Genomic DNA, 25322 nt, shown 5'->3' on the forward strand with positions numbered 1-25322 from the left:
GAGAATGAAGGATGAAGATTGTTTTAGGGAATGATAAGGGGATTTTTGTGGATCAATGTATTCTTGATCACTATATTGTATCAAATTATGATCGAAACGTTATTCTTGGCAGACCCACATTATATCTTGCAGTTGATAAAGAAACTAGAAAAGTTAAAGCATTTCATGTATCAATTAATGATGATATAAAAGAAGCGATTAATGTAATGCTGGAGAACATGATTTTGATTTCGAATAATGATGAGCCATTTCCTGATCGTATTGAGATTCAAGGTGGTTTGAAAATACCAGATATGAGCGATGTAGTTCAAAAGTTTAGCATTGCGCTTCCATTTTTACCTCCAAGTAATGCGATTAACTTAGAAAGAAAGATAAAATATGTACAACCAGTTATTGCTGCAAGTAGCAGTAGCACATTCTTTGCAGAGAATTCACAACATTCGGCTCTCCAATCAAATGCTGTGGTGCCACAAGACAGATTGTCAAACTCAAGTCAGGCATCCTTAACACTTGAAGAACTGCGAACAATTATCCATAACTGGGTTCAGAATATAAATTCAGGAGAAAACAATGTTATTTGAAATTACTGAAGAAATGGAAAAGAAAATCAGGGAATGGGATTCATGTAAATCGGTAGATGTAGCAGGAGCCAAGTTTTCCTATACATTTATTCCAACAAGTCTTGGCACTGTCATCTATGTTTATTGTGATATCTGTAATAGAAAATTGGATCTAACAGAAGACTGAAGTTAGATTAAAGGGTTAAATTACAGCAAAATTTAAATAGTCAATTCCTTTAAAGGTGGACGGGTAATAGGGATATCTGAAGGGACAAAAGGCTAGAAAGTAAGTCAAACAAAGATGGGGGGATTATTTTATAATTCCACCTAATATTGCGTTAGAGGTTGAGGGGATAGCCATGTTTAGAAAAGGCGACATAAATCTTTCATTGGTATACAGGCAAGCCACTTATCTTATAAGACAAAAGGCAGTAATTGCAAAAACATCAATTTACTATATCCAGAATGGTGTTTTGAAGGAAGAGGGTTGGGAAAGCTGCAAACTTTATTTGCAAAAGAACATTTATTTAAAAAATGGTGTCCACAATTTTCTGTCCAGTTCAATGAGAAAGCCTGAAATGACTATTTTTGCAGGTTGTAACGGGGCAGGTAAATCGACACTTATTGAAAGTTTTTTAGATAATATAGATTCCGTAATAAATCCTGATTTATTCGCGGCGCAGTTGAATCCGCTAAACCCAAGAAGTGTAGACTTTCAAGCGGGCAGACATGCCATTGAGAAATTAAAAAGATTAATCAGTTGTAAGCAGAGTTTTCAAGTCGAAACAACACTTACAGGACATTATATGCTTAATCAAATGAAGTTGGCTAAAGAAGCAGGTTACTCAGTAATTTTATATTATATTGGTTTACAAGACGTTAGGCTCCATAAAGCTCGTGTCAAAACTCGTGTTGCAGAAGGGGGCCATTGGATTTCTAATGAAGACATAAATAGAAGATATCACACATCTTTATTAAACCTTCCTAATGCAATCGCTTGTTCAGACAAAGTTGCTATTATTGATAACTCAGGCCCTACATACGAAACAATTGTGGAGATAAAAGAGGGTAGTATTAAATATAAAAGTGAATGCTTACCCAAATGGCTTCAAAATCCGTTTCAATCGTGGTTAGAGAGTAACGAACAGTTTTAAAGAAATATCGGAGGCAAGAGAAAGAGGAAACAGGTAAATGAATTGTGATTGATCAAAATCATTAGTGTTTCCGCTCAATTCCTGTGTCGTGGAGAGAGCGGTTTTTTCTTGCCAAAGAGTGGTGGGGATAAGAGACAATGATAGGCGTTTGTAACCGGAGTCTGCACCGGCAATCATTGAGCATGGAGCAGTAAAGCTGACAAAATAAGGGGAGAGGTATAAACTGGGGGCTCTGTATTCTCTATTCCAATGGTTCAAAATAATATCTCCACTGCGCCACAAAGGCAGAGAAAATTAGTGCAATGCAAACAGCTTGTTCGAGTTTTATTACGCATTTCATGGGGAAGGATGGTATTAATGAGGCTTAAAAATTACCCGATATTGAATCAGAAGTCAGATTGATCGGAGGAGTTTCATTATGAGGTGGCGGCTGGACGATTTTGAAAATTTAATCATTAAAGTTATTATAGTTATGTTGTTAGGATTTGGAGTAGGTTTTTTAATGAATCATATTTGGATAAAAGCCATTGAGGCACTAAGTATAGGAGTATTATTGTTATTAATATACCTGATGGGTAACAAAATAGATGATTTTATGAAGGATGATGAAGTTCAATAACCGTTGATCGCATTCAATGCCTATAAAGTTGAGCGGGTCTAAAAAAATAATTGAAATTACTAAAAAAGGAGTTCATTGGTGATGGATTAGCGATATGAAAGTTGCGAAAGAGCCTAAACGGTCAACTCCGATAAGCGAAATGATGGCGAGTTCCTCGTTCTTTGATTCTAATATCAGGAGATTGAAATGTTTTATCCTTAGTACACAACATTATGATATAAAATAGAACGGACTTAAAATATATCAGTAAAATCAACACTTTCAGTACACAACTTTAATACCAAATAACATGAAAATTGTCCCGTTATAAAAAACTCGGAAAGTAGTAAAGAAACTCAAAAAAGTCCCGATGATAAATACCTTCATCGGGACTTTTTTCTTTATGAAAAGGAGATGGGGATGGCATCTACATTAAGCGATGTTCTTCAGCGGATCGTTGGTTATAATTAGTACGTATGATCAATTTGAAATTTTGAGAATATTATTTAAACCACGCTATCTGCTTGCTTCACTTGTTTCATTTGATTCAACAAGCCCGATTTCTGTCTTTTATGATAATAAACGTAGGAGCCTGCGATTATAATATAGCCGATAATGAAACCCAATCCGCTTGAAAGGCCGTCCACAGCGATGGTTGAATACATAGCGCCCGTCAAATCGAAGACCAATCCGGCATACGCCCATTCCTTGATTCGTGGAAAGCCTGGGACAAGAAGCGCTACGACCCCTAATAATTTGGCAATTCCAAGAAATGGAAGGAGATAAGCAGGGTAACCTAAATGCTTGAAGAGTTCAACCGCATCAGTTGAAGATATAGTATCGGCAATCGCGCCCATACCCATAAATACCACTACCAGCCCGGTAAAAATCCAGTAGGGAATCATAATTTTTTTCATTGAATTTCAGCCTCCTTAGTTTACATTAATCATTTCTCAGAGACGGTCAAGCGTCGATTCGGCCTCCTCGATTGCGCCGTACTCCTTAACCACTTTTTACAGTTCCTCTTGGACTAAACACTTGGCAGGATTACTGCTTAACGGCATCGTTCACTTCCTTTCTTTGTAATCCCGCGATAAGCTTCCAATCGGTCGAATCTCTTCTCTCAGAGGGGGCGATAGGACTCAACCCAGCTCGGCTACTTCCCCTGCAGAAAAGGAGTCTTGACGCAGCAGTTCAACAATACGCAGCCGATTTGGCTCAGCCAGAGCACTCCATGTCGTATTCATGTGTCGAATATACTATTAAAGGAATATTCCTGTCAAGGAATATTTGAATTATAATTTTTGCTCCCTTCATTGCTCACCCAAGAAGCAGGTTGTATTACGGCTCTTCGATGAAACGCTTGGCGCTGAATCATGAGCCGGATACAATGTCACCTTTAAATTTTTAAGAGGAGTTCATTTTGAATATTCCTTGACAGGTATATTCCTTATTGGCTATATTTGAATTGCAGGATGAAAGTTACCCTGAATAACTGAGAAGATTAAACAAGAAACTGTTAACTACAGAGGTGAGCAGCATGTCATGAATAAGTCCGCAATGGACATCACGACACTGAGTGCTTTAGCTGAACCGAATCGTATGAATATCGTTCAATTGTTGCGCGGCGGTCCTCTGACCGTTGGCGAAATCACCGATCGGCTGGGGCTTCACCAACCACAAGCGTCGAAGCATTTAAAAGTGCTTAGCGATAGCGGGATTGTGGAAGTACGAATCGATGCGAACCGCCGGATCTACAAGCTCCGGTCTGAGCCCTTCCAAGCGATGGATTGTTGGCTGCAGTCCTTCTGGCCCATTATGGAAGATCGATTTGATAACTTGGACAATTACTTGCATGAACTGCAGAATAAGGAAAAACCATAACATCATTTGATTAGGAGGAGCAGTACCATGTCAAAAAACGAAATGGTCTCGAGCGTAGAGAACGATCGCGTCCTGGTGTTGGAGCTCGTATTCGATGCGCCGCGCGATCTCGTATTCCGGATGTTTAAGGAAGCTTGGGCGAGCTGTTAGAGTCGCTTAAATAAAGTTTAGTTAGAAAGAAAATGTGGGCTTGACCCGTAAATTATTCCATAAGAGGAGTGTTTAAATTATGATTAACAAAATTGGCCAAGTTATGTTGTATGTGAATAACCAAGACGCATCCAGAGATTTTTGGACAGAAAAACTTGGTTTCGAGGTCATCGCGGAAGTAACCAATGGTCCGATGAGATGGATCGAAATCGCACCTAAGGGTGCAGCAACGAGCATTGTTCTTCATAGTAAAGAGTTCGTTGCCAAAATGAACCCTGAAATGAATCTCGGAACACCATCTATCATGTATTACACGGACAATTTCGATGAGCTGTATAGCGATCTGAAGAACAAAAATATCAAAGTTGGAGAAATTGTGGAACTTCCCTCCGGCAGAGTCTTTAACTTCGCAGATAATGAAGAAAATTACTTTGCTGTATCGGAAAAGAAATAAAATAGTTGAATAAGTTACGACAGCAGCTAATCAAAATGATCAGCTGCTTTTTTCATTGCCGTATCAGGCAAAATGGGTGTTTTAAGAATGGAAATTTACCGCTGGAATAAGTTTTATGGCGCTTCTTGACCATTACGTAACGTAATGGTTTATAGTGAAGATACCGGTGATAAGCTAGCAACCAGGAAAGGGGATGATCATGCAGCGACATTGGAAAGTCGGAGAACTTGCGAAAATGGCGGGAGTAACGATTCGAACTTTGCGTTTTTACGATCAGATCGGCTTGTTTTCACCATCCGGCTATTCGCAATCCGGATACAGGCTCTACACCGAAAAGGACATTTCGCGCCTGCAGCAAATCTTGTCCTTGAAAGAGATGGGGTTGTCGCTGGAGCAGATTAAAGCCGCTATGACCGGAGATCAACTTAGTTTTTTAGACATTGTCACTCTTCAAATGGACCGCCTGAAAGAAAATATCCGCTCGCAGCAGAAGCTCTTGCACGAGCTTGAGAACGTATCGAGCCGGATACAGCGGAACGAACCGTTTACCATCGATCATTTCACTGCCATCATGCGGACGATGCGAATAAATCATGAGAAGTTTTTCGCCGAGAGGAAGTCGAACATGAATCATCACCTCGACCGGCTTAGCGAATATTTAGACAAACATCCGGAAGAACCCGGATAAGGAGGATATGACTATGAACGAGCGATCTGCCAAGCATTCCACTTTCGTTATCGAAAAGAACTACAAACATTCCCCATCCCGAGTATTCGCCGCATGGGCCGGCCAGGCCGCCAAAGAATCGTGGTTTCCGCCGGCTAACGAGTTCGACTTCCGCGTCGGAGGACGCGAATTCAACCGCGGAGGTCCGCCCGGGGGCCCGGTTTACACATTCGACGCCTGCTATCAGGAGATCGTTCCGGACAGACGCATTGTCTACTCGTACACTCTCGACATGGAAGACAGGCGAATGTCCGTCTCCGTGACGACGGTAGAATTTGAGTTCACGGACGGCGGCACACGATTGATCTATACCGAACAGGGCGTATTCCTGGACGGTCTCGATACACCTGAACAGCGCGAGCACGGAACGAAGGAGTTGTTGGATCGTCTTGGTCAGGCGCTAGACAGCCAATGAACAATGCTGCGATCGAATCGAATAGTAAGGCCGGACTGAAGGAATGGATCGGACTTGCCGTGCTGTCGTTGCCCGCCTTGCTCGTCTCGATTGACGTGTCCGTGAACGAAAAGCATGCATTGAAAAATAAGATTTTGAATCTGGTTAACAGCCAGTGACAGAGAAACCGGTAGTGCGAATTATTGCATTACCGGTTTTTTGCAAGGAAATTGCTTAAATTGTATCACCTTCTGGTATTCGCGATTGGGGAGGAAAATGCAGTGCGCCTACCCCACAACGTACTTGCTGGATACCAGCGGCAGGATCCGGGGAAAATATGTCGGTGCCATTTACTGTTGTATGATTTAGGGAATACCTATCGGGAATACTTGAATTTTAATACATAGCATCTTATAATTCAAATGTTCAGTTGAATAAGGAAGGATGGTGGGTTTTATGGAAGACGCTCAATTGGCCGAATTATATAAAGAACAATTATTTTTACAGTACGCCAGAATCGGGAAATGCTTGTCCAGTGAGAGAAGACTTGAAGTGTTGAGTTTGCTGTCAAACGGTCCTAAAGCTGTAGAAACTATAGCCCTTCAGACTGGGATGAGTGTTGCCAACGTGTCGCGTCATCTTCAAATATTATTGGATGCTAATCTGGTGAGATTCACAAAAAAGGGAACCTACGTCATTTACTCATTAGCAAATCCGGTGGTCGCAGAGTTTTTGAAATCCTTATGGAAAGTCTCTGAACATCAGCTTTCTGATGTACCGCGTATCAAGCAAGATATGTTGCAACACTACAAAAATGTTCGTACCATATCCAAGAAGGAAGTATTGGATCGGATGAAAACGGGCACGATTCTTGTATTGGATATTCGGCCTAAAGACGAATACGAGACGGAGCATATTGATGGAGCGTTATCTGTTCCAATGGAAGAACTTGATGACTATCTTCAAGATTTGCCGCAGGATACCGAAATTGCAGCTTACTGCCGTGGACCATACTGCGTGTTCACCACGCAAGCCGTTGAAAAGATGCAGAAAAAAGGTTTCAAAGCCTATCGCATCGAAGAAGGCATCCAGGAATGGCGGACCAGTTAAGGCGGTTCTTCTTAATCAAAAAACGCAGCCAAGATGCTGCGGTTTTAACACAATACGTACAGGTCAGCGCTGCACAATCAGTTGAATAATACGAACGCCGTTTTATTTCTGTCTTAGGAAATAGCGGCGTTTTTAGTTGTTAATCTTTAGATCCTTGTTAGCAGAAATCGTCTAGAGAAGCGGCGGATCTGTTCGCAGGCGGAGGAAGGATATTGACGAAAATAAGGAATATTGTCATTCAACTATACAATTATATAATTGAATATACTTTGATTTTGTCATATACTAAAATCGTTCCACAACCGAACTGTAGGAGGTAAGATACAATGAAAATGATGAAAGCTATACAAATTCCGTCCAAGGGCGAAAAAATGAAGCTGGTCGAAATCCCGGTGCCTCAACCTGGAGAAGGGCAAGTGCTTCTTCGTGTAGAAGCATGCGGGGTATGTAACGGGGACTCGGTGGCCATTGGAGGGAATGCCCCTGAGTATCCGCGGATTCCGGGTCATGAAGTAGTCGGTATCGTGGAGGAGCTTGGGGCAGGTTCGACGAAATGGAAAATTGGGCAGCGGGTAGGCATTGGATGGCATGGGGGCCACAACCATGTGACGGGTCTAACCATGGACGGCGGCTACGCGGAATACATGGTTGCTTTTGAAGATGGGCTGACTAGCATTCCAAATGAAGTATCCTCCAAAGAAGCAGCTCCGCTGATGTGTGCAGGCGAAACTACGTTTAGCGCACTGCGAAACAGCAAGGCTCGGCCAGGTGATCTTGTAGCCATTTCCGGTATTGGAGGACTCGGGCACCTTGCGGTACAGTACGCAAAGAAAGCAGGATTTCAAACCGTTGCCATCTCTCGTGGCGGGGATAAAGAGAAGTTGGCACGAGAGCTTGGAGCGCATTTTTACATTGATTCCGAAAAAGAAGATCCGGCCCAAGCGCTAAAAGCCTTAGGCGGAGCCAAAGTCATTCTCGCTACTGCGCCAAATGCTAAAGTTATTTCTTCCTTAATCAATGGGCTTGGTACAGATGGCGAACTCATTATTGTAGCGGGTTCTGGGGAACCTTTGGAATTGTCTGCCATGGACTTTTTAAAAGGTCCTAATACAGTGCGAGGTTCGTTTACCGGACAGGCTAAAGAAGTTGAAGCGGCGGTTCGCTTCAGTGTGCTGACTGATGTACGGCCTATGATTGAAGTCTTCCCCTTGGAACGCGCTAGCGAAGCGTATGATAAAATGATGTCGGCAAAGACACGATTTCGAGCCGTGCTGAGCATTTCTGAATGATTCTAAACGAAGGGAATGTGACTTTAGAAACGCGAGAGCTACTGGATATATGGGGTGCTGTCGACCTGATGTACAACTTCGTGGACAAACGAGTCTACTATCCGCGCAATAGCGCATCACTGCGTAATGATTTCGCACGTCCGGGTGTGAAAATTATCTGCCACAGCATGTAGAACTTGCAGCTTATTGTAGAGGACCCTTTTGTGTGAATACAACGGAGGCCGTGGAACATATGCAGAATAAGGGATTTACTGCCTATCGAATCGATGAAGGGGTGCAGGAATGGAATTGGAAATGAATGTGAATGACCCGGTGATCATTATCGGCGCAGGTTTAAGCGGCCTACGTACGGCATCATTGCTCACAGCACAAGGCATCAAGTGCAGCGTGCTAGAAGCACGAGGACGTATCGGTGGAAGAGTCTTAAGCAAAGAGGTTGCAGACAGGCCTGACCTTGGCAGGTTCGATCTAGGCCCGACATGGTTCTGGCCACAGTATGAGCGAACGATTACCAAGCTCGTTAAAGAACTCGGTTTAGGGACATTTGAGCAGTACAATGAAGGATTCATGCTTTCTGAGCGATCTCGAAATGAACCCGCACAGCAATATGTGTTGCCGGAAGGAGCTGTTGAAAGATCGGTTCGGTTCATTGGAGGTGTTCAGTCCCTCATCGACGCCGTAGCAGCCACACTTCCTCCAGGGACGATCCAGCTTAACACGCGAGTGACTTCGATCCATCAGGAAGGAAACGGAACCATCACACTTGAAGCAGATGGCAAGAGGGAGAATATCCGTGCAAGTGCGGTCATTATCACCTTACCGCCCCGGATCGTAGCACGAACCATCGCCTTTTGGCCTGGGCTCTCTCCCGAACTAATGGCTAGCTTGGTCAACAAACCCACGTGGATGGCAGCACAGGCTAAAGCAGTTGCGATTTACGATCGTCCATTTTGGCGCGAAAAAGGGCTTTCTGGTCTCGTATCCAGTTGGGTAGGACCTTTGCAGGAAATCCATGATGCATCGCCTGATACAGGCGCAGGTGCACTTTTTGGTTTTTTTGGGATGCCGGCGAAGTCGCGGCAAGAGCTAGGGGAGGAAAGAGTCCTCAAACTCGTCGTGGAACAGTTGACCCGGCTCTTCGGGCCGTCCGCTGAAAACATGAGTGCCCTTCTTTATAAGGATTGGTCCATTGACCCGGAGACGGCGGTTGATGAAGACGCCGAACCACTTCGCGACTACCCAAGCTATGGTCCGCCTGTAGGCACGCAGAGTTGGGGAAAGAAGATCATTTTTGCGGGCACAGAAACTGCTTATGAACAGGGCGGACACCTTGAAGGCGCGCTTCAATCAGCCGAGCGAGCGGTATCTGAACTCATTGAGCTATACAAAACGAATCAATGACATGCTCGTCCAACGAATTCAAGGTGGAAAGTTTACGCTTGACGAAAGGGATGTTTGATACTATAATTCAATCAATCAATTGAATAGTGGATAATTTCAACGACGAATGGAGGAATGAAGCATGTATAGATCGGTTATCGTAGGAACAGGCCCTGCAGGATTGACAGCAGCCATTTACCTGGCTCGTGCCAATATGAACCCACTTGTCATTGAAGGGCCAGAACCTGGCGGGCAATTAACCACAACGACGGAAATTGAAAATTACCCCGGATTTTCGGAGGGGATTCTGGGTCCTGAATTGATGGACAACATGCGAAAACAGGCCGAACGATTTGGGGCCCAATTTTATACAGGTTGGGTAAATAAAGCGGATCTGTCCGAACGTCCGTTTAAATTGCAAGTGGAAGGAAAAGGTGAGATTGTAACCGAAACGCTCATTATTTCTACCGGTGCGAGTGCCAAGTACCTTGGAATTCCAAATGAACAAGAGAATGTCGGTCGTGGTGTCAGCACATGTGCCACATGTGACGGGTTCTTTTTTCGGAACAAAGAATTGATTGTTGTCGGTGGTGGTGACACCGCGCTGGAAGAAGCGAACTTCTTGACGCGCTTCGCTTCTAAAGTCATTTTGATTCATCGGCGTGACGAATTGAGAGCTTCTAAGATCATGCAAGACCGTGCGCATGCCAACGAAAAAATCGAATGGGCACTTAACAAGACGCCAGTTGAAGTCATCGCCGGCGACCGTGGGGTAACCGGATTGAAAGTCCGAAATAACGCAACGGGTGAAGAAGAAGTCATTCATGCCAACGGGGTGTTTGTGGCTATTGGGCATCATCCGAATACCGGCTTTCTGGATGGGCAGATTACAACGGATGCGAATGGCTACATTATCACTGCTCCAGGTACGACGGAGACCAATATACCCGGCGTATTCGCTTGTGGGGACGTGCAGGATAGCCGCTATCGTCAAGCCATCACTGCGGCCGGCAGCGGCGCTATGGCAGCCATCGACAGCGAAAAATTTGTTGAATCCCACGGACACTAAGAGCAGTGAATATTATGGTCACTCTATATATTCTGCTTGCGGTTGTTCTCATGTGGATTATTCGTCAAGTTGGGCCGGTTCATTACCTGTCGTGTCTAAAAACGAATCTAAGGGATAGCTTAAACAAATTACCCTCCTCAATTAAGCTGCTTGATGTAAGGGATGTTACGGATTTCGATAAGGCGCATATTCCGAACTCAATCAATATTTCATTAGGCCGGCTGCCCTTTGTATGGCAAAAAGAATTATCCCTTGAGGATGAGGTTATGATCTTGGCAGATGGTTGTTTCAAAAGCAAGAAGGCCGCCCGGCTTCTTCAACGAAAAGGATTCCGCAAATTATATACGGTGCATGGGCCGGTTTTGAATCAGCTTAAGTTGTTTCAACTTGAAGATTAGTATACGCGCTTGGTTGAAGCTCCAATTCGGGGGTGGACGAACATGGGGGTGACAACATGAAAGAGCTTCATGAATTAACTTCGCTGGATATGGTAGAAGCGTTTCTGGAGCAGCATAAGTTGAGTTTCCTATACGTATCCAGGCCGGAGTGTAATGTGTGTCACGCCATTTTGCCTAAGCTAAGGGAGCTGCTCGAGCATTATCCGCAGATACACCTGGGCCATATTAACGCCAATCAGGTCGAGGAGGTAGCGGCAAGATTTTTGATTTTTGCAGTCCCTGCAATGCTTTTGATGATCGAACAAAAAGAATATGCAAGAGCGGATCGGTTTGTTCGCTTTGACCATTTAAATGAACAAATTGAACAAATTTATGAAATAGTTACTCAAGATGATAAAGTGAAGTAATTTTCAAGCAACAGCAGCAACCTTGGAATTAAAACTTTGGCTGCTGCTGTTTTTTTACTCGTACCCGCTAAATGAGTGTTTTGGTCATTATAAAATCTATTTGTTCTTCATCACCCATATAGAAAGAGTGGGCTCCTGTTTGAACAAACTCCATTTTTTTATAAAAGGCAATCGCGCTCTCATTTTTTTCCCAAACCCCTAGCCAGATCTTCTCTTTATTCTGTTCTATCGCTACTTCTATAGCTTTATTTATTAGATATTTCCCAAGCCCCTGTTTATGGAATTTTCCCCTTATATAAATCCTCTCGATTTCAAGCGAATCATTGCCCATTATTTCGGATTGAGCCTCATTGGCGTTTATCTTTAAATACCCGGCAATTTCCTCATTAGAATAAATAAAATAGAATTCCGAAGAAATATTTGATAATTCTTTTTCTAATTGGTTTAAGTTAAATGCTCTTTCCAAGTAGGCTTTCATATTTTCTGGTGAATTTTGATTCTTGAATGTCTCATCAAATGTTTCTACACTAATTTCTTGAAGTAAGCCCAGATCTTTAAACGTGCACTTTTTTATAGTTACAGTCATTTTATTGGTCCTCCTTTTAAAAAATCAATAATTTCTCTTGTTTCCCTTTTTTACAAACTCCCAGTCTTTTTCTACATTTTTTCTGACTCTTTGCAGCAGGTTAAAAATGGTTTCTACTTCACTTTCGGAGAATCCGGATAGTGCGACTGTATTGGAATAATCGTTTTCCCTTTTTATTGCAGGGTAAACAGCCTTCCCTTTCTCCGTAGGAAACAGGTTTTTAATTTTTTGGTTATAGGGATCATCATTCTTTTCAATAAATCCATGAATCTCAAGTTTCTTTATAGCACGAGCGGCTGTCGTTCGATCTACCTTTATCATTTCGGCTAACTTTTCTTGAATAATTCCCGGATTTTCACATATTCGCACGAGGTACAAGTACTGTCCTTTTGTAAGGTCATATTGTTTAAATTCAATATTACTTATAGAATCCAATGACCTAGCAATCATTCCAACCTCACGTAGAATTTCCTTCATATTTGCAACTCCACTACAATTGTATTTTTCAAATGACGTAAGAAAATAGTACATCATTTTTGTTGTATTTACAACAAAAAAATAGTCGCAGAGTACCGGCGTCATGCCGATGCCCTGCGACTTTTCGGTGTGTCTTAGTTCAGTTGGCTGCCTCGTCGGCCGAGGGACCGTAGAGGCCCGGCACCGGAATATCGAGAAGCCGCAAATAAACCCCGAGCTGCGCCCGGTGGTGGACCATGTGGCTTAATCCGAAGGTGCGAAGCGCGATCGCCCGCGGTTGGCGCAGGATGATATGATCGCCGTTCCGCAAGGTCCATTCCTCGCCGAGCGTTTTTTCGTCGCATTCGGCTAACAGCTTTTCAAGCTTGACGACGTTCGCGTCGAATTCCTCCAGCACGTCTTCGCGTCTTTCCAAAGGTTCCCGCCGAAGCGGCACGGTCGAAAGATCGAATTCCGGGTACTGAAAAATCGCGACTTGCCAGTTCAGCAGGTTGATCAGGTGCGTAGTCAGCCCACCCAACGTCATCGATTTCACGTGCGGCTTCCACGTCATATGCTCCTCGGGCAAGCGTTCCAGAATGCGGCGCGTAATGGCCAGCTCATGCATAGCATCTCCGATGATTAGTTGTTTCACCATAGATTCCCTCTCCTCCCTTATATGACTAGCTTACTATAAACCCGGTCGAGTGGAAAGGCTTGTCTCGGTCGAGTGGAAAGGCTTGTCTCGGTCGAGCCGAAATGCATGTTACATTCGTTCGTCCCGTGTATCCGTTTATTTGCTGAATTCATCTTCATTGGTGCCGGCTGCCCTATCGGGTCTTTTCATTTCGGCGGGCGGGGCCATAGGAACGTTTTTACAAACAGACGTTTTGTTTCGGATATCATATCTTTTTTCCAGGTATAGAAAAAGTAAATAGGGGGAAAAGCCTTTGAAGAGTTTAGGAGGATATCCATAGTATTCCTCGAATAATTAAATCATTGACCTATGGGTTGTTGAGAATCAGCCATTATAAGTATTTTCGGGAGGTGCTAGGGAAATGAGCCAATTACAGCGATTGACTCCGCTGCTTAAGAGCTTCATGGAGAAAGGCGGACCGGCCGGGTGTGCCTGCACCATCGTACGACGCGGGGAAGTTTTATATCAGGAGAGGTTCGGATATGCTGATTTGGAGAAGAACATAAGGATACAGCCGGATACAATTTACCGGATCTATTCGATGACCAAAGTGGTTACTTGTGTCGCTGCTCTCATGCTATATGAGAAGGGACTGTACTTGCTGAACGATCCGCTGGATGAATATCTGCCAGAATTCAAAAATCCACAAGTGTACCGGTATAATGAACTCGGTACTGTGTCCGTCTCTCCCGCAGCGGCCCCGATACGGGTCAAGGATTTGTTCACTATGTCGTCCGGGCTTACTTATGGCGGCGACGGTACGGAAACTGAAAGGCAGACCCGAAAAATCTTTGAGAACAATGTAGCGACTTTGGACCCCCGGGCGCTGTCCAAAGCACTGGCGGCCATTCCATTGGCTTTCGATCCCGGCACGAGCTGGAAATACGGTACAAGCCACGATGTCTTGGCTGCATTGATTGAAGTGCTGTCCGGTCAAACGTTCGGAGAGTTTCTGCAGAAGGAAATTTTCGAGCCACTGGGAATGGCAGACACCTCATTCAGGATACAGGAAGAGAAGCGGGAACGCTTATGTGTGATGTACGATCGTTCCGAAGATGGGACGCTGACTCCAAATACCCGCATGGACACTCCTTATCAGCCAGGCTGCCGCCATGAAAGCGGTGGAAGCGGGCTGTTGTCAACGATCGGCGACTATAGCAGGTTTGCGCAAGCGTTGGCAAGAGGGGGCGAACTGGACGGGATTCGGATTGTTAGCCCGAATACGGTTCGATTGATGGGGACCAATCATTTAAGTCCGCGGCAGCTTACAGATTTCAATTGGTCGCATATGAGCGGTTACGGCTATGGTTTAGGGGTCCGTGTCATGATCGATCGGGCAGCCGGCGGCAGCAACGGCTCGATCGGCGAATACGGCTGGGCCGGTTTGGCTGGTTCGTGGCTATTGATCGATCCGGCAGAGGAGTTGTCCGTCGTGTACATGCAGCAGATGCTGCCGAGCCTCGAACCCTACATTGCTAACCGGCTGCGGGCCGTTGTTTACGGGGCTCTGGAGTAGAGTTTCTAAACATTGTTGACTTTTAATCGAATAAACGTTTATCATAAATTCATGAGACATAAAGATATGAATAAGAGCGAAGCGATATTTCAAGCAACGATACAACTTCTGAATGAGATTGGCTTTTCCGATATATCCATGTCAAAGATCGCGAAGCGAGCCAACGTATCCCCGTCGACTATTTATGTTTATTTCGAAAACAAGGAGGACATGCTCGCTAAGCTGTATTTGAATGTTAAACAAAGAATGAGCTCGTGTATGTTTGCGGGAATAGATGCATCTATGCCTGTCAAAGCTGGATTCGAACTAGTGATTCGGAATTATATTAAGTTTATTACTGATCGTACAGAAGATTTTCTATTCCTCGAGCAGTTTAGCAATTCACCGCTTGTTGAGAATTTGAACCTTGAAGATACCAGTCAGATGTTTCAGCCTTACGATAAATTAGTTGAGAAAGGCAGGGAACAGCAGCTGCTCAAAGACTGCGATAACAAGCTGTTGTACGTACATCTTCAACATCCGATAGCAGCATTGGCGAAGCAGCATTTCAAGGGAGAATTTGAATTTACTGAGAAAAATATGAAGGACTTGGTTCAAATGAGTTGGGATGCGATTAAATCTTAAGCGCGTCCCATTTTATTTTGCCTCATAATGAACGAACATTCTATTATTTTCATAAAAATTGAAAAAGAAGAAATGCTACTGACATACAGTTGTCATTATCGTGTTTGTATAGTTAGATTAAAAAAACGAAGGCGGATAAGAGCAAAGGGGAGAGGGGGAGCAGCGCTTGAAAAAAACAGAACGTTTGTTAGCGATTGTGTTGGAACTGCAGCGGAGCAATGTGCGGAGAGCGGAGGATTTGGCTGAAACATTTGAGACCAGTGTTAGAACGATCTATCGTGATATTCAGGCGCTTTGTGAGGCCGGCGTACCTATCGTAGGGTCACCCGGAATAGGCTATTCCTTAATCGAGGGCTACTTTCTACCGCCTGTCAGTTTTACTTTGGATGAAGCAGTCACCTTGTTGATCGGCGTTGATTTTATCGAACAGCGCTTTGATCATCATTACATCAGAAATGCTCGGTCTTCGCGGAGGAAAATTGAAGCGATTTTGCCTGGGCCAATCAAGGAGGAAACTGAACGGGTCCGCAGCGGTATCCGCCTTCTCAATACGAAGGAACGGAATGTGGGGCGTGAGAAATTAAACATTGAAACGATCCGCTCCGCCATACTAGATGGCAAAAAAATCCATTTCGGATACCATAAAAGATTGACTGATGCCGATGGGAGCCGTGAAACTGCTCGAACAGTTGCGCCTTATGGTTTGATACTCGTTGACGGGTCTTGGATGTTAATAGCTCATTGTGACTTGCGCCAGGACCTACGTCATTTCCGAGTCTCGCGGATAAAAGATCCTGTCATCACGGATGAAAGGTTTCAGCTCCCAAGCAGCTTTAATTTGCACGATTATCGGCAAACGGATGACCGCAACGTCAAGATTCGTGTGCTCTTTGATGCAAGCATCGCGGATAAAGTGCAGAACACGGACAACTACTATATGGAGGATGGCGAGCTTCATGCGGATGGATACTATGTGAATTATCGCGTACGTCACCCCGAGGAACTGCTGCATTGGATACTCGGATGGGGGGCAGGTGTCGTAGTTATTGAGCCGGAATCGTTTAAAAATCGAGTGAGAGAAGAAATTGAAAAAATGACAAAACGCTACTGACATGATGTTGTCAGTAGCGTTGTTGTATGCTTGGATATATCAAAACGAAAGGAGGTTGCAAGAAAATGATCGATAGAGCAACTGATTTTGTGTTTGATGAGGGCGACATGACTTGTTCCAAGCGGAGTCGTTATTGGATCGGTATAGTCTCTGCATCGCATGTCAACCATGGGGTAGAAGAAGGGATCGCGCAGACTTGCAACGGGAAGGCTGGTTCGCTCGGAAGAATGCGGTCGGGGGATTGGCTCATCTACTACTCCCCGCGAACGGATATGAAGGGAGGAGAATTCCTGCAGGCATTTACGGCTATTGGCTGGGTCGCTGACGATATCGTATATCAATTTAAAATGAGCGACGACTTTATTCCATATCGCCGGAATATGCGTTATTTGCCTTGCCGCACCGTTAAAATCGCCGGTCTGTTGGATAAGCTGACATTCACCAGAGGGAGACGCAACTGGGGGTACTCATTTCGCTTCGGGCAATTTGAAATTAATCGGGAAGATTTCATGACCATAGCGAATGAGATGCTGGGGGCCGGCTGGGAAGAAACAACTTCGGATGAATCAACGAACTTATTACTTGGAGGGAAACCATAATGAAAACCGTATTGTATATTACTGCTCACCCGCTCGATCAACATGCTTCGTACAGCCTGGCTATCGGTAAGGAGTTTATCGATACTTATCGTGAAGCGCACCCCGAGGACGAAGTCATCCATCTCGACTTATTTCAAATGGACATCCCGCCTTTGGACGCCGATATCCTAAATGCAAAAGCGAAATTATTTGAATGGAGAAAGTCCGGCTCCGGCACCCCGTTCGATCAGTTGCTGTCTGATGCTGAACGAACAAAGCTCGCCCGGCTTGATGAACTCTGTGATCAATTCATCGCAGCGGATAAATACGTCTTCGTCTCGCCGATGTGGAACCTTACAATCCCGTATGTGCTGAACCATTATATCAATTGTTTTGTTATTCCCGGAAAGACATACCGTTACACCGAGACCGGCCCTGTCGGACTTATAACCGGCAAGAAGGCGATTCACATCCAGGCCAGCGGCGGAGTCTACTCGGAAGGCCCTGCCACATTCATGGAGTTTGGACATAGTTACTTGCGAACAATCTTGCAGTTCGTCGGAGTCACTGATACTCAAAGCATTTTTGTCGAGGGAATGGCAGAAATGCCGGATCGAGCCGGAGTCATCAAGGAAGAGGCTATCGTGAAAGCCCGGGAAGCTGCGAAGAGCTTCTAATACGTTGCAAGAAGCACCATAAAAATAGCTGCAATCCCGGGTTTCTGGGGATATGCAGCTTTTTTTATTCTAAGCCGCTGTCAGCATTTAAATCCCGAGACTTTCTTTCAAGATCTCCAAGCCTTTTTTCAATTCCTCCAAAGAATTTGTAGACGAAAGCGCTATTCTCAAATAATGATCATGCGTACCGGCCCCACTTAAAAAGCGATCGGATTGAAAAACCTGAATTCCTTTGTTCATAAAGTAGCTCTCCGTGTGTGTTGCACGAATATGGTTCGATAAGGGGAGCCACCTATAGAAGCTTAATGGATGGCCAGTGTAAAGAGGCTGTGGGAAAAACTCTGTAAATAAACCGTTAGCACACTGCGCCAGCTCCTTCTTTTTCGCGACAATTGCATTTGCTTTTCCGGATAAAATAAGTTCGGTAATGATCTCGGCATCCAACGAAGAGGTTTTGACATTAATGTTAAAAATCGCCTTCATTATCTTCTCTTTGTATGCATCGCTAAACACCATATATGCCACTCGGAGGCCGGAACAGATGGACTTGGAGGTACTACAAATATAAACGGTTTGTTCTGGGAGAAGTTGAAACATAGGCTGACCATAATCATCTATAACACCAACTGACAGGAAGGCATGAATATCGTCTTCAATCAAAATCAAATTATGCTTTCGTATTATGGCAGCTAATTCTTTTTTGCGCTTTTCCGGGATCACTACAGTCGTTGGGTTAGAACAAGAAGGCATCAAAAATATGCCGTGTACATCCAATTGAAGGCACTGATTTTCAAGCTCGTTAGGGAGCATTCCGTGCTCGTCACCGGGAACCGGAACTAGCTTAATACGAAACATTTTCGAAATCTCAATAAAGTTTGAATAGGTATAAATATCGACCGCAATCCGGTTTCCCGGTTCAAATAGAGCTAACAACGTAATTGCCAGCGCATTCTGTGCTCCGGAAACGATGGCCATATTTTCTGTGTCCGCATGGATGCCAAAAGCCTTCATCCAATTTTGAGCCGCTGCTTTTTGATGCGGAATTCCTGTAGGATCATTGTAATTTAAGAGCTGCTCCAAATAACGTTTCTCCATCACTTTTTTTGCAGCTTCAGCGACAGTCGTATTCGTTTGCTCAAATGATTCGACAAAGCCAAGATCAATACATTCATTTGAAATTTTACCTTTTGAAATTGTGATGGAGCGTGCCGCGTTGGGCGAAACAAATGTACCGCTCCCTGTAACAGCGTAAATTAAGCCTTTAAGCTCGCATAATTTGTAAGCGCGTGTAATGGTCGTAAAATTTACATCTAAAAAATCGGCCAACTCCCTTTGCGGCGGTAATTTTGTACCGGGAGCTAAAAATCCGTTTGTAATGTCATGTTCCAGTAATAAGGCCAGCGAAAGATAGATCGGACGGTTCAATGCGCCTTTGTCGGGTTTCCACGACATTGGGTAATCAGTAAAGGAGTTTATCGGCATACTGTACCTCGCAAAATTGTAATCCATACAATTATACTATTGATTGTGAGCCTGCTTATTTTTGCCGGTTCGATGGAATTCGTTGCTGTCAATCTGCTGCTTGGGGCCTTTCATCCGTTAGGTGCACTGTTCCTCACTTTAGCGGTAAACGCGCGCCATCTTTTTTATGGGATATCCATGCTTGAAAAGTACAGGGGGACCGGGCTGAAAAAGCTCTATCTGATTTTTGGTTTATGCGATGAAACGTTCTCCATCAATTACACAGCAAATATACCGCAAGAAGTGAATAAAGGATGGTATATGTTCTTCGTCACCGTGCTTAATCATAGCTATTGGGTCCTTGGGGCTACAATTGGCGGGCTGTTTGGGTCGCTAGTGCAAGTAAATATGGAAGGGCTTGAGTTTGTTATGACGGCTCTATTTGTTGTCATCTTTATCGAACAATGGATGAAAGAGACAGCGCATCGCAGCGCTTTATTGGGTCTAGGATTATCGCTTTTATGCCTTTTTATTTTTAACAGCGGCAGCTTTGTCATTCCTTCCATGATCATCATTCTCTTCGTACTTACTTTGATGAGGAAGCAAGTGGAGAAGAAACCAGGTGGACGTACATGTCAATGACTTTATTAGAGCAAATGATTACGATTGGAATGGTTGTTTTGGGAACGATGATGACGAGATTTATTCCGTTTATTATTTTTCCTTCAGGTAGGCCCACTCCAAGCTATGTGCAGTATCTCGGCAAAGTATTGCCCTCGGTAGCTTTGGGGCTGCTGATTGTCTATAGCATTAAAGATGTCAAATTTTTATCCGGCAATTATGGAGTGCCCGAATTGATTTCAATTGCAGTCGTTGTTTTTCTCCATATTTGGAAAAAGAATATGTTTTTATCCATTGCAAGCGGCACTCTATTCTATATGTTTTTGGTTCAATTTTTATTTTAGCTGGCTGCTATAGTTAAAAGAGACAAGGAGCAGTTTGCCGCGGCAAGCTGCTTTTTATTTTGTATGCGAAAAATCAGACGGAATTGTGCAAAGGGACTGTAATAGGTCGTCTCATGCCAATTGAATTCATAAAATGTACACATTTTGTTCATCATTTGGAATAATATGTTTGAAATAAGTGATTTTATTTTTTTGAAACGTGTCTACATATAGGAGGGGGGAATTTATGAAGGAGAGTGTTTTATGAAAGACGAGGAAGAAATATTTAAAACAATCCAACCTTTTTTCGTCGAGAGATCCATATTCCCGAACCTGTCGAAAAGAGAAAAAGAAATTTTGCTTTACTGGATTTCCGACTATAACTACAAACAAATTAGCAAAATGCTTTATATCAGCGAAAGTACGGTACGCACTCATATTCAAAATATCAATAACAAGCTAAATGCAAACTCCAAGGCTTCAATTACGATCAGTATACTCCTGGAAATAATAAACAATTTCCTTTAGCGATAGTGCCGCAGCTCGATAATACTGCATGTGTAGTATACCGAATTGGCTTTGAAACAGTTATTCTTTAGATAGTCCTTTTCAAATAGACGAAGTTAGGATCGGATACAGAGAGGAATTGATTCCCTGGTTGCCCAGGCGCTTAATTCCTATTTTTCTTATGCACTTTTAAGAGTATTTTCGTCCATCTCTTGATTGATAACAGTATATTTTATGTTAAAAAACATTACATATAATTCATTCGGGAGCATGGATTCAAAAGCGTTCATGGCAGGATTTCTCGAAAAAATCCAGGGGAATTGCTCTAAAAAACGAATATTAAAAGCTGGATATCATTGAAATATCCGCTTATTTAACGGATTTTGTTGTAAACACCAACGAGATCGTTATTTTTTTGTTGAAAAATACAGCCCTATGAGTTACATTATTTATATGTTAGATTAATTTACGTAATTTCGAGATCGGAAGTGTTTTTGCTAAATATAAAGAAAAACATAACATCATAAGTGATGTTATAGTCGGAACAGGAGCGTGAATTTCAATGAAGAAGAAAATTGTCTTGGTAGGAAACGGGATGGCTGGAGTCAGCTGTATCGAGCAATTGCTGAAGCTGGCGCCCAGTCAATATCAAATTACTGTTTTTGGGAAAGAGCCGTATCCGAACTATAACCGCATCCTGCTCTCTTCTGTGCTGGCCGGCGATGCAGGTATGAAAGATATCGTCATCAACGACTGGTCCTGGTACGAAGAAAATAACATTACGCTGCATACAGGCCATACCGTTAGTCATATCGATGCGAACCGCAAGCTCGTCAGCACGGACGGCGGAATCACGGTTCCCTACGATGAACTGATTCTTGCGACCGGATCGCTGCCTTTCATGCTTCCGCTCCCCGGCGCGGATAAAGAAGGCGTTATTGCTTTCCGGGATATTAAAGATTGCGAAGCGATGATTGCAGCCGCCAAGCAATACAAGAAAGCGGTCGTCATCGGTGGCGGTTTGCTCGGTCTGGAGGCGGCTCGCGGTTTGCTGAACCTGGGCATGGAAGTGTCGGTCGTTCATATTAATGAATACCTGATGAATCTCCAGCTTGACCGGACCGCTTCACTCTTGCTGCAGCAGGAGCTGGAACGCCAGGGTATGAAGTTTCTGCTTAAGAAAAACAGCGAATCGATCCTTGGGAAAAAGCGCGCGACAGGCCTTCGTTTTACCGACGGGTCGGAAATCGAAACCGATCTGATCGTGATGGCGGTAGGCATTCGTCCGAATACTGCGCTGGCGAAAAACAGCGGCATCGAGATTAACCGGGGCATCGTCGTCAACGATTTCATGGAGACGAACGTCCCTCATATTTACTCCGTCGGCGAATGCGCTGAACATCGCGGGGTCGCTTACGGGCTGGTCGCTCCGCTTTACGAGCAGGGCGCTGTGCTGGCCAAGCGGCTTGCAGGCGTTGAGACAGCCGGCTATCAAGGCTCCGTCGTATCGACGAAGCTGAAAGTGTCGGGCGTGGACGTATTTTCGGCCGGAGAATATGCCGACAAACCGGGTACGCGCGCCGTTCGCGTTCAGGACGATTTCGAAGGGATATATAAGAAAGCCGTCATTCGGGACGGCAAAGTAATCGGCGCCGTCCTGTTCGGCGACATCAGCGACAGCTCCCGCCTGTTTGCCATGATCCGCAACGGCGAGGATGTAACCGGCAAGGAAAAGACGGTGCTTCTTGGCGAAGGAGGCGGCAAGGCGAAATCCGGCGCGGATTTGATTGCGGGGATGAATGACGACGAGATCGTATGCGGCTGCAACGGCGTATCCAAAGGCGCCATCGTGAAGGCGATCCGGGAGAAGGGCTGTTCCAGCGTCAATGAGATCAAAGCGTGCACCAAAGCGTCCGCTTCCTGCGGCGGCTGCAAACCGCTTGTGGCCGATGTGCTCACCTATGTGCTCGGAGCGGACGGCGTAAAGACGGTAAAGGAAGGCATTTGCGGCTGTACGCCGCTGGGGCGCGACGAGGTCGTGGAGGCGATTCGCAGCATGAGATTGACAACCTCGAAAGAAGTCATGAACGTGCTGGAATGGTCGAACGCGGAGGGGTGCTCCAAATGCCGTCCGGCGCTTAACTATTACCTCGGCATGGTATGGCCGGAAGAGCATGAGGATGAAAGAGAGTCCCGGTTCGTGAATGAACGCAATCATGCGAATATTCAGAAGGACGGCACGTACTCGGTTGTGCCGAGAATGTATGGCGGCGTAACGACGCCGAAGGATTTGAAGAAAATCGCGGAAATCGCGGAAAAATACGAAGTGCCGCTCGTTAAAATGACAGGCGGACAGCGAATCGACTTGCTTGGCGTGAAGAAGGAAGACTTGCCCGCCATGTGGGCCGAGCTGGATATGCCTTCAGGCTACGCTTACGGCAAATCGCTTCGCACTGTGAAAACGTGCGTAGGCTCGACATTTTGCCGTTTCGGCACGCAGGATGCCATCGGCATGGGCATACAGCTTGAGAAAAAATACGAGCGGCTGTACACGCCGGCCAAAGTGAAAATGGCTGTCTCGGGTTGCCCGCGCAACTGTGCGGAAGCGACGATCAAGGACTTCGGCGTTGTCGCGATCGACGGCGGTTGGGAACTGCATGTCGGTGGAAATGGCGGGACGAAGCTTCGCGGAACCGACCTGCTGTGCAAAGTCAAGACCGAAGAGGAAGTGCTGGAATGGTCGGGTGCTTACCTGCAGTACTACCGTGAAACCGGGAAGTACAACGAACGGACTTCCGAGTGGGTGGAACGCGTAGGCCTGGATACGATCAAGGCGGCGTTGGAAACGAAAGAAGACCGCGCCAAGCTTGTGGAGCGAATCGAGAAGACGCTGAAATTGATGAAAGATCCATGGAAAGAAATCATTGAGGAGCAATCGCTGCACAAGACGTTCGTACCGCTGGAGGAGCAATCGGCAGAGTCGATTTTGAAATAGAGGAGATGATGGGGATGAAGCGGATCCATATTGGAAATATATCGGAAATCGTTGAAAAAAGGTCGAGAATTGTCCGCATCGGGACGTTGGAAATCGCCGTGTTCAAGCTTTCGGACGGCACTGTCAAGGCTATTGAAAACCGTTGTCCGCACAAAGCGGGCAAGCTGTCCGAAGGCATAGTGTGCGATCACCACGTATTTTGTCCGCTCCATGACTGGAAAATCGATCTGCACGACGGGCTCGTTCAAGCACCCGACGAAGGCTGCGTAACGACCTTCCGGGTGGAGATCGACGCTGCCGGCGGCGAGTTGTATCTTCACATTGCGGAAGAAAGTATCCTGGCCTCCTAGCCTGGAAAAAGGTGCCGAATCATGCGACGAAACGAATCTGCCCTTGCTCTGGGACTTTCGACGATGGCGATGATGGCCTCGTTCGTCATCTGGAGCGTATTTTCTCCGATTGCCGGACAAATTCAAGAAATGTTTCATCTTAGTACGGTTCAAAAAAGCGTATTGATCGCTGCACCGGTGCTGCTCGGGTCGATTCTGCGAATTCCGATGGGGGTTTATACGGATCGTTTTGGAGGCAAACGGGTATTTGCGGCAACGATGATGTTTCTTGTTATTCCGCTGCTGGCAGCCGGATGGGCGCACTCCTACCTGCTGCTGCTGATCTGCGCGCTGTTTATCGGGATGGCCGGAACGACGTTCGCCATTTCGCTGACTTATGTTTCGAGGTGGTTTCCCGCCGAGAGGCAAGGTCTAGTGCTCGGATTGGCCGGGCTCGGCAACCTGGGCGGAGCGGCGGCAAGTTATGCGCTGCCTTTCGTGTTGAACAGCTTTGGCTTGCCCTGGGTATTTTGGAGCCTGGCGATCATGATTGTAATCGTAACCGCGGTCTTTTGGACCGGGACGAAGGACTTGCCGGCTCCGGCCCGCGCAAAGACGTTCAAACAATCGATGGCGGTGCTTAAGGAACCATCGACATGGTATTTATCCGTATTTTATTTTCTGACATTCGGCGGTTTTGTAGCTTTCGGGGCGTACTTACCCACGCTGCTTCAAGATTTGTTTCAATTGTCGGCAACAAGCGCCGGTATGAAAACAGCGGGATTCGTCGTCATTGCCACGCTGATCCGCCCGTTGGGCGGATATGCGGCGGACCGCGTCGGGTCGCGTAAAGTTCTGGCGGTTGTGTTTGCGGGAATTATGCTAACCTCGCTTGCTATGGCGGCGACCTTGCAGCAATTTGCCGGGTTCAGCGCCAGCTGCCTGATTGCAGCCGCTTTGCTTGGTATAGGGAATGGTGCCGTGTTTAAAATGGTGCCGGAGGCAGCGCCTTTCAATACGGGGGCGGTAACCGGAATCGTCGGCGCAGCGGGAGGTATAGGCGGATTTTTCCCGCCGATCGCCCTCGGTTTCATTAAAGATTGGTCCGGCTCCTACACGCTGGGGTTTGTGCTGCTTATGCTCTTTGCCTTAGGTTGCCTTTGGATGAACCGTGCGACGATTCGCATGAATACGGCCAAACCGGGTGCGGCGGCTTGAGCGGGGCGAAAAGCGGCGATGGGAATGAGTCGTCTTCAGTCTGGGATGT

31 protein-coding genes and 3 pseudogenes are annotated in these 25322 nt (G+C 45.4%); 28 read left to right on the top strand and 6 right to left on the bottom strand.

Features of this window, described 5'->3' with window-relative positions; genetic code table 11:
• Positions 1–11: 11 nt before the first annotated feature.
• The 3 genes from AC3G2T_RS14915 (at position 12) to AC3G2T_RS14925 (ending at position 1714) form a co-directional block, all read left to right on the top strand.
• Positions 12–581, top strand: a complete 570-nt coding sequence (locus tag AC3G2T_RS14915) for a hypothetical protein (protein WP_488435974.1) — start codon at positions 12–14, stop codon at positions 579–581.
• Complete coding sequence (locus AC3G2T_RS14920) at positions 571–747, top strand: hypothetical protein (protein ID WP_254366674.1); 177 nt, start codon at positions 571–573, stop codon at positions 745–747. The genes AC3G2T_RS14915 and AC3G2T_RS14920 overlap by 11 nt, the downstream gene beginning before the upstream one ends.
• A gap of 172 nt (positions 748–919) precedes the next feature.
• Positions 920–1714 (top strand): ATPase, encoded by a 795-nt coding sequence (locus AC3G2T_RS14925; protein ID WP_488435975.1) that lies wholly within the window; start codon positions 920–922, stop codon positions 1712–1714.
• Here AC3G2T_RS14925 and AC3G2T_RS14930 read toward each other — a convergent pair.
• Positions 1691–1972 (bottom strand): hypothetical protein, encoded by a 282-nt coding sequence (locus tag AC3G2T_RS14930; RefSeq protein ID WP_488435976.1) that lies wholly within the window; start codon positions 1970–1972, stop codon positions 1691–1693. The genes AC3G2T_RS14925 and AC3G2T_RS14930 overlap by 24 nt on opposite strands.
• Positions 1973–2132: 160 nt before the next feature.
• On the opposite strand from AC3G2T_RS14930, the gene AC3G2T_RS14935 reads away from it, so the two are divergent.
• The gene (locus AC3G2T_RS14935) at positions 2133–2333 is read left to right on the top strand and encodes a hypothetical protein (RefSeq protein WP_488435977.1); all 201 of its coding nucleotides are present in this window, start codon (positions 2133–2135) and stop codon (positions 2331–2333) included.
• 485 nt (positions 2334–2818) lie between these two features.
• On the opposite strand, the gene AC3G2T_RS14940 is transcribed toward AC3G2T_RS14935, so the two are convergent.
• Positions 2819–3229, bottom strand: coding sequence for a DoxX family protein (locus tag AC3G2T_RS14940; protein ID WP_488435978.1), 411 nt, complete (start codon positions 3227–3229; stop codon positions 2819–2821).
• Between the two features lie 628 nt (positions 3230–3857).
• Here AC3G2T_RS14940 and AC3G2T_RS14945 point away from each other — a divergent pair.
• From AC3G2T_RS14945 to AC3G2T_RS15005, 13 genes and pseudogenes are all read left to right on the top strand, one after another.
• The gene (locus AC3G2T_RS14945) at positions 3858–4196 is read left to right on the top strand and encodes an ArsR/SmtB family transcription factor (protein ID WP_488435979.1); all 339 of its coding nucleotides are present in this window, start codon (positions 3858–3860) and stop codon (positions 4194–4196) included.
• Between the two features lie 27 nt (positions 4197–4223).
• Positions 4224–4331: pseudogene (locus tag AC3G2T_RS14950) on the top strand (SRPBCC domain-containing protein); the annotation flags it as partial.
• A 94-nt stretch (positions 4332–4425) separates the two neighbouring features.
• Positions 4426–4800, top strand: coding sequence for a VOC family protein (locus AC3G2T_RS14955; RefSeq protein ID WP_488435980.1), 375 nt, complete (start codon positions 4426–4428; stop codon positions 4798–4800).
• Between the two features lie 199 nt (positions 4801–4999).
• Positions 5000–5488, top strand: coding sequence for a MerR family transcriptional regulator (locus AC3G2T_RS14960; protein ID WP_474684839.1), 489 nt, complete (start codon positions 5000–5002; stop codon positions 5486–5488).
• Between the two features lie 13 nt (positions 5489–5501).
• Positions 5502–5942 (top strand): SRPBCC family protein, encoded by a 441-nt coding sequence (locus AC3G2T_RS14965; protein ID WP_488435981.1) that lies wholly within the window; start codon positions 5502–5504, stop codon positions 5940–5942.
• On the top strand, positions 5939–6100 hold the full coding sequence (locus AC3G2T_RS14970; protein ID WP_488435982.1) for a hypothetical protein: 162 nt from the start codon (positions 5939–5941) through the stop codon (positions 6098–6100). Before AC3G2T_RS14965 ends, AC3G2T_RS14970 begins: the two co-directional genes overlap by 4 nt.
• A 277-nt stretch (positions 6101–6377) precedes the next feature.
• Entirely contained in the window at positions 6378–7031 is a 654-nt protein-coding gene (locus tag AC3G2T_RS14975) for an ArsR/SmtB family transcription factor (protein WP_488435983.1), read from the top strand.
• A gap of 326 nt (positions 7032–7357) precedes the next feature.
• Positions 7358–8320, top strand: coding sequence for a zinc-binding dehydrogenase (locus tag AC3G2T_RS14980; RefSeq protein WP_474684834.1), 963 nt, complete (start codon positions 7358–7360; stop codon positions 8318–8320).
• A gap of 26 nt (positions 8321–8346) precedes the next feature.
• Positions 8347–8484 (top strand): annotated as a pseudogene (locus tag AC3G2T_RS14985) (N-acetyl-alpha-D-glucosaminyl L-malate synthase BshA); the annotation flags it as partial.
• 118 nt (positions 8485–8602) lie between these two features.
• A complete protein-coding gene (locus AC3G2T_RS14990) occupies positions 8603–9721 on the top strand; it encodes a flavin monoamine oxidase family protein (RefSeq protein WP_488435984.1) in 1119 nt (372 codons plus the stop codon).
• Positions 9722–9842: 121 nt separating this feature from the next.
• Positions 9843–10769 carry a thioredoxin-disulfide reductase gene (trxB, locus tag AC3G2T_RS14995; protein WP_488435985.1) on the top strand — a complete coding sequence of 309 codons (927 nt, stop codon included), beginning with the start codon at positions 9843–9845 and terminating at the stop codon, positions 10767–10769.
• Positions 10770–10783: 14 nt separating this feature from the next.
• Complete coding sequence (locus tag AC3G2T_RS15000; RefSeq protein ID WP_488435986.1) at positions 10784–11167, top strand: rhodanese-like domain-containing protein; 384 nt, start codon at positions 10784–10786, stop codon at positions 11165–11167.
• Positions 11168–11223: 56 nt separating this feature from the next.
• On the top strand, positions 11224–11574 hold the full coding sequence (locus AC3G2T_RS15005) for a thioredoxin family protein (RefSeq protein ID WP_474684831.1): 351 nt from the start codon (positions 11224–11226) through the stop codon (positions 11572–11574).
• Positions 11575–11641: 67 nt separating this feature from the next.
• Here the strand turns inward: AC3G2T_RS15005 and paiA are convergent, their stop codons facing one another.
• The 3 genes from paiA to AC3G2T_RS15020 form a co-directional block, all read right to left on the bottom strand.
• A complete protein-coding gene (paiA, locus tag AC3G2T_RS15010; protein ID WP_488435987.1) occupies positions 11642–12160 on the bottom strand; it encodes a spermidine/spermine N(1)-acetyltransferase in 519 nt (172 codons plus the stop codon).
• Positions 12161–12184: 24 nt separating this feature from the next.
• Entirely contained in the window at positions 12185–12637 is a 453-nt protein-coding gene (locus AC3G2T_RS15015; RefSeq protein WP_488435988.1) for a MarR family winged helix-turn-helix transcriptional regulator, read from the bottom strand.
• Positions 12638–12776: 139 nt separating this feature from the next.
• Positions 12777–13274, bottom strand: a complete 498-nt coding sequence (locus tag AC3G2T_RS15020) for a DinB family protein (RefSeq protein ID WP_474684828.1) — start codon at positions 13272–13274, stop codon at positions 12777–12779.
• Between the two features lie 400 nt (positions 13275–13674).
• Here AC3G2T_RS15020 and AC3G2T_RS15025 point away from each other — a divergent pair, with 400 nt between their 5' ends.
• The 5 genes from AC3G2T_RS15025 (at position 13675) to AC3G2T_RS15045 (ending at position 17819) form a co-directional block, all read left to right on the top strand.
• Positions 13675–14829, top strand: coding sequence for a serine hydrolase domain-containing protein (locus AC3G2T_RS15025; protein ID WP_488435989.1), 1155 nt, complete (start codon positions 13675–13677; stop codon positions 14827–14829).
• A 66-nt stretch (positions 14830–14895) separates the two neighbouring features.
• Complete coding sequence (locus AC3G2T_RS15030) at positions 14896–15453, top strand: TetR/AcrR family transcriptional regulator (protein WP_488435990.1); 558 nt, start codon at positions 14896–14898, stop codon at positions 15451–15453.
• Positions 15454–15619: 166 nt separating this feature from the next.
• Positions 15620–16564 (top strand): helix-turn-helix transcriptional regulator, encoded by a 945-nt coding sequence (locus tag AC3G2T_RS15035; protein ID WP_488435991.1) that lies wholly within the window; start codon positions 15620–15622, stop codon positions 16562–16564.
• Between the two features lie 65 nt (positions 16565–16629).
• Complete coding sequence (locus tag AC3G2T_RS15040) at positions 16630–17163, top strand: EVE domain-containing protein (RefSeq protein ID WP_488435992.1); 534 nt, start codon at positions 16630–16632, stop codon at positions 17161–17163.
• Positions 17163–17819: an FMN-dependent NADH-azoreductase gene (locus AC3G2T_RS15045; RefSeq protein WP_488435993.1), complete on the top strand. Its 657-nt coding sequence runs from the start codon at positions 17163–17165 to the stop codon at positions 17817–17819. The genes AC3G2T_RS15040 and AC3G2T_RS15045 overlap by 1 nt, the downstream gene beginning before the upstream one ends.
• A gap of 87 nt (positions 17820–17906) precedes the next feature.
• Here the strand turns inward: AC3G2T_RS15045 and AC3G2T_RS15050 are convergent, their stop codons facing one another.
• Positions 17907–19301: an aminotransferase-like domain-containing protein gene (locus tag AC3G2T_RS15050; protein ID WP_488435994.1), complete on the bottom strand. Its 1395-nt coding sequence runs from the start codon at positions 19299–19301 to the stop codon at positions 17907–17909.
• Between AC3G2T_RS15050 and AC3G2T_RS15055 the strand changes: the two are divergent.
• The 6 genes and pseudogenes from AC3G2T_RS15055 to AC3G2T_RS15080 all read left to right on the top strand — a co-directional run.
• Positions 19278–19922, top strand: a pseudogene (locus AC3G2T_RS15055) (AzlC family ABC transporter permease); the annotation flags it as partial. The gene AC3G2T_RS15050 and the pseudogene AC3G2T_RS15055 sit on opposite strands and share 24 nt — an antisense overlap.
• Positions 19913–20245 (top strand): branched-chain amino acid transporter permease, encoded by a 333-nt coding sequence (locus AC3G2T_RS15060; protein WP_488435995.1) that lies wholly within the window; start codon positions 19913–19915, stop codon positions 20243–20245. The pseudogene AC3G2T_RS15055 and the gene AC3G2T_RS15060, both read left to right, overlap by 10 nt.
• Before the next feature lie 243 nt (positions 20246–20488).
• Positions 20489–20752: a helix-turn-helix transcriptional regulator gene (locus AC3G2T_RS15065; protein ID WP_474684821.1), complete on the top strand. Its 264-nt coding sequence runs from the start codon at positions 20489–20491 to the stop codon at positions 20750–20752.
• A gap of 541 nt (positions 20753–21293) precedes the next feature.
• Positions 21294–23726 carry a nitrite reductase large subunit NirB gene (gene nirB / locus AC3G2T_RS15070; protein ID WP_488435996.1) on the top strand — a complete coding sequence of 811 codons (2433 nt, stop codon included), beginning with the start codon at positions 21294–21296 and terminating at the stop codon, positions 23724–23726.
• Between the two features lie 14 nt (positions 23727–23740).
• Positions 23741–24076, top strand: a complete 336-nt coding sequence (gene nirD / locus AC3G2T_RS15075) for a nitrite reductase small subunit NirD (RefSeq protein ID WP_474684819.1) — start codon at positions 23741–23743, stop codon at positions 24074–24076.
• 21 nt (positions 24077–24097) lie between these two features.
• Positions 24098–25273: an MFS transporter gene (locus AC3G2T_RS15080; RefSeq protein ID WP_488435997.1), complete on the top strand. Its 1176-nt coding sequence runs from the start codon at positions 24098–24100 to the stop codon at positions 25271–25273.
• The last annotated feature ends 49 nt before the right edge of the window (positions 25274–25322 follow it).

Source organism: Paenibacillus sp. sgz302191 (assembly GCF_057749925.1).

Excerpts from the sequence above, each read along its gene's own strand:
- AC3G2T_RS14915 (WP_488435974.1), top strand. The coding sequence starts at position 12 with ATGAAGATTGTTTTAGGGAATGATAAGGGGATTTTTGTGGATCAATGT.
- AC3G2T_RS14920 (WP_254366674.1), top strand. The coding sequence starts at position 571 with ATGTTATTTGAAATTACTGAAGAAATGGAAAAGAAAATCAGGGAATGG.
- AC3G2T_RS14925 (WP_488435975.1), top strand. The coding sequence starts at position 920 with ATGTTTAGAAAAGGCGACATAAATCTTTCATTGGTATACAGGCAAGCC.
- AC3G2T_RS14935 (WP_488435977.1), top strand. The coding sequence starts at position 2,133 with ATGAGGTGGCGGCTGGACGATTTTGAAAATTTAATCATTAAAGTTATT.
- AC3G2T_RS14940 (WP_488435978.1), bottom strand. The coding sequence starts at position 3,229 with ATGAAAAAAATTATGATTCCCTACTGGATTTTTACCGGGCTGGTAGTG.
- AC3G2T_RS14945 (WP_488435979.1), top strand. The coding sequence starts at position 3,858 with ATGAATAAGTCCGCAATGGACATCACGACACTGAGTGCTTTAGCTGAA.
- AC3G2T_RS14955 (WP_488435980.1), top strand. The coding sequence starts at position 4,426 with ATGATTAACAAAATTGGCCAAGTTATGTTGTATGTGAATAACCAAGAC.
- AC3G2T_RS14960 (WP_474684839.1), top strand. The coding sequence starts at position 5,000 with ATGCAGCGACATTGGAAAGTCGGAGAACTTGCGAAAATGGCGGGAGTA.
- AC3G2T_RS14965 (WP_488435981.1), top strand. The coding sequence starts at position 5,502 with ATGAACGAGCGATCTGCCAAGCATTCCACTTTCGTTATCGAAAAGAAC.
- AC3G2T_RS14970 (WP_488435982.1), top strand. The coding sequence starts at position 5,939 with ATGAACAATGCTGCGATCGAATCGAATAGTAAGGCCGGACTGAAGGAA.
- AC3G2T_RS14975 (WP_488435983.1), top strand. The coding sequence starts at position 6,378 with ATGGAAGACGCTCAATTGGCCGAATTATATAAAGAACAATTATTTTTA.
- AC3G2T_RS14980 (WP_474684834.1), top strand. The coding sequence starts at position 7,358 with ATGAAAATGATGAAAGCTATACAAATTCCGTCCAAGGGCGAAAAAATG.
- AC3G2T_RS14990 (WP_488435984.1), top strand. The coding sequence starts at position 8,603 with ATGGAATTGGAAATGAATGTGAATGACCCGGTGATCATTATCGGCGCA.
- trxB (WP_488435985.1), top strand. The coding sequence starts at position 9,843 with ATGTATAGATCGGTTATCGTAGGAACAGGCCCTGCAGGATTGACAGCA.
- AC3G2T_RS15000 (WP_488435986.1), top strand. The coding sequence starts at position 10,784 with ATGGTCACTCTATATATTCTGCTTGCGGTTGTTCTCATGTGGATTATT.
- AC3G2T_RS15005 (WP_474684831.1), top strand. The coding sequence starts at position 11,224 with ATGAAAGAGCTTCATGAATTAACTTCGCTGGATATGGTAGAAGCGTTT.
- paiA (WP_488435987.1), bottom strand. The coding sequence starts at position 12,160 with ATGACTGTAACTATAAAAAAGTGCACGTTTAAAGATCTGGGCTTACTT.
- AC3G2T_RS15015 (WP_488435988.1), bottom strand. The coding sequence starts at position 12,637 with ATGAAGGAAATTCTACGTGAGGTTGGAATGATTGCTAGGTCATTGGAT.
- AC3G2T_RS15020 (WP_474684828.1), bottom strand. The coding sequence starts at position 13,274 with ATGGTGAAACAACTAATCATCGGAGATGCTATGCATGAGCTGGCCATT.
- AC3G2T_RS15025 (WP_488435989.1), top strand. The coding sequence starts at position 13,675 with ATGAGCCAATTACAGCGATTGACTCCGCTGCTTAAGAGCTTCATGGAG.
- AC3G2T_RS15030 (WP_488435990.1), top strand. The coding sequence starts at position 14,896 with ATGAATAAGAGCGAAGCGATATTTCAAGCAACGATACAACTTCTGAAT.
- AC3G2T_RS15040 (WP_488435992.1), top strand. The coding sequence starts at position 16,630 with ATGATCGATAGAGCAACTGATTTTGTGTTTGATGAGGGCGACATGACT.
- AC3G2T_RS15045 (WP_488435993.1), top strand. The coding sequence starts at position 17,163 with ATGAAAACCGTATTGTATATTACTGCTCACCCGCTCGATCAACATGCT.
- AC3G2T_RS15050 (WP_488435994.1), bottom strand. The coding sequence starts at position 19,301 with ATGCCGATAAACTCCTTTACTGATTACCCAATGTCGTGGAAACCCGAC.
- AC3G2T_RS15060 (WP_488435995.1), top strand. The coding sequence starts at position 19,913 with ATGTCAATGACTTTATTAGAGCAAATGATTACGATTGGAATGGTTGTT.
- AC3G2T_RS15065 (WP_474684821.1), top strand. The coding sequence starts at position 20,489 with ATGAAAGACGAGGAAGAAATATTTAAAACAATCCAACCTTTTTTCGTC.
- nirB (WP_488435996.1), top strand. The coding sequence starts at position 21,294 with ATGAAGAAGAAAATTGTCTTGGTAGGAAACGGGATGGCTGGAGTCAGC.
- nirD (WP_474684819.1), top strand. The coding sequence starts at position 23,741 with ATGAAGCGGATCCATATTGGAAATATATCGGAAATCGTTGAAAAAAGG.
- AC3G2T_RS15080 (WP_488435997.1), top strand. The coding sequence starts at position 24,098 with ATGCGACGAAACGAATCTGCCCTTGCTCTGGGACTTTCGACGATGGCG.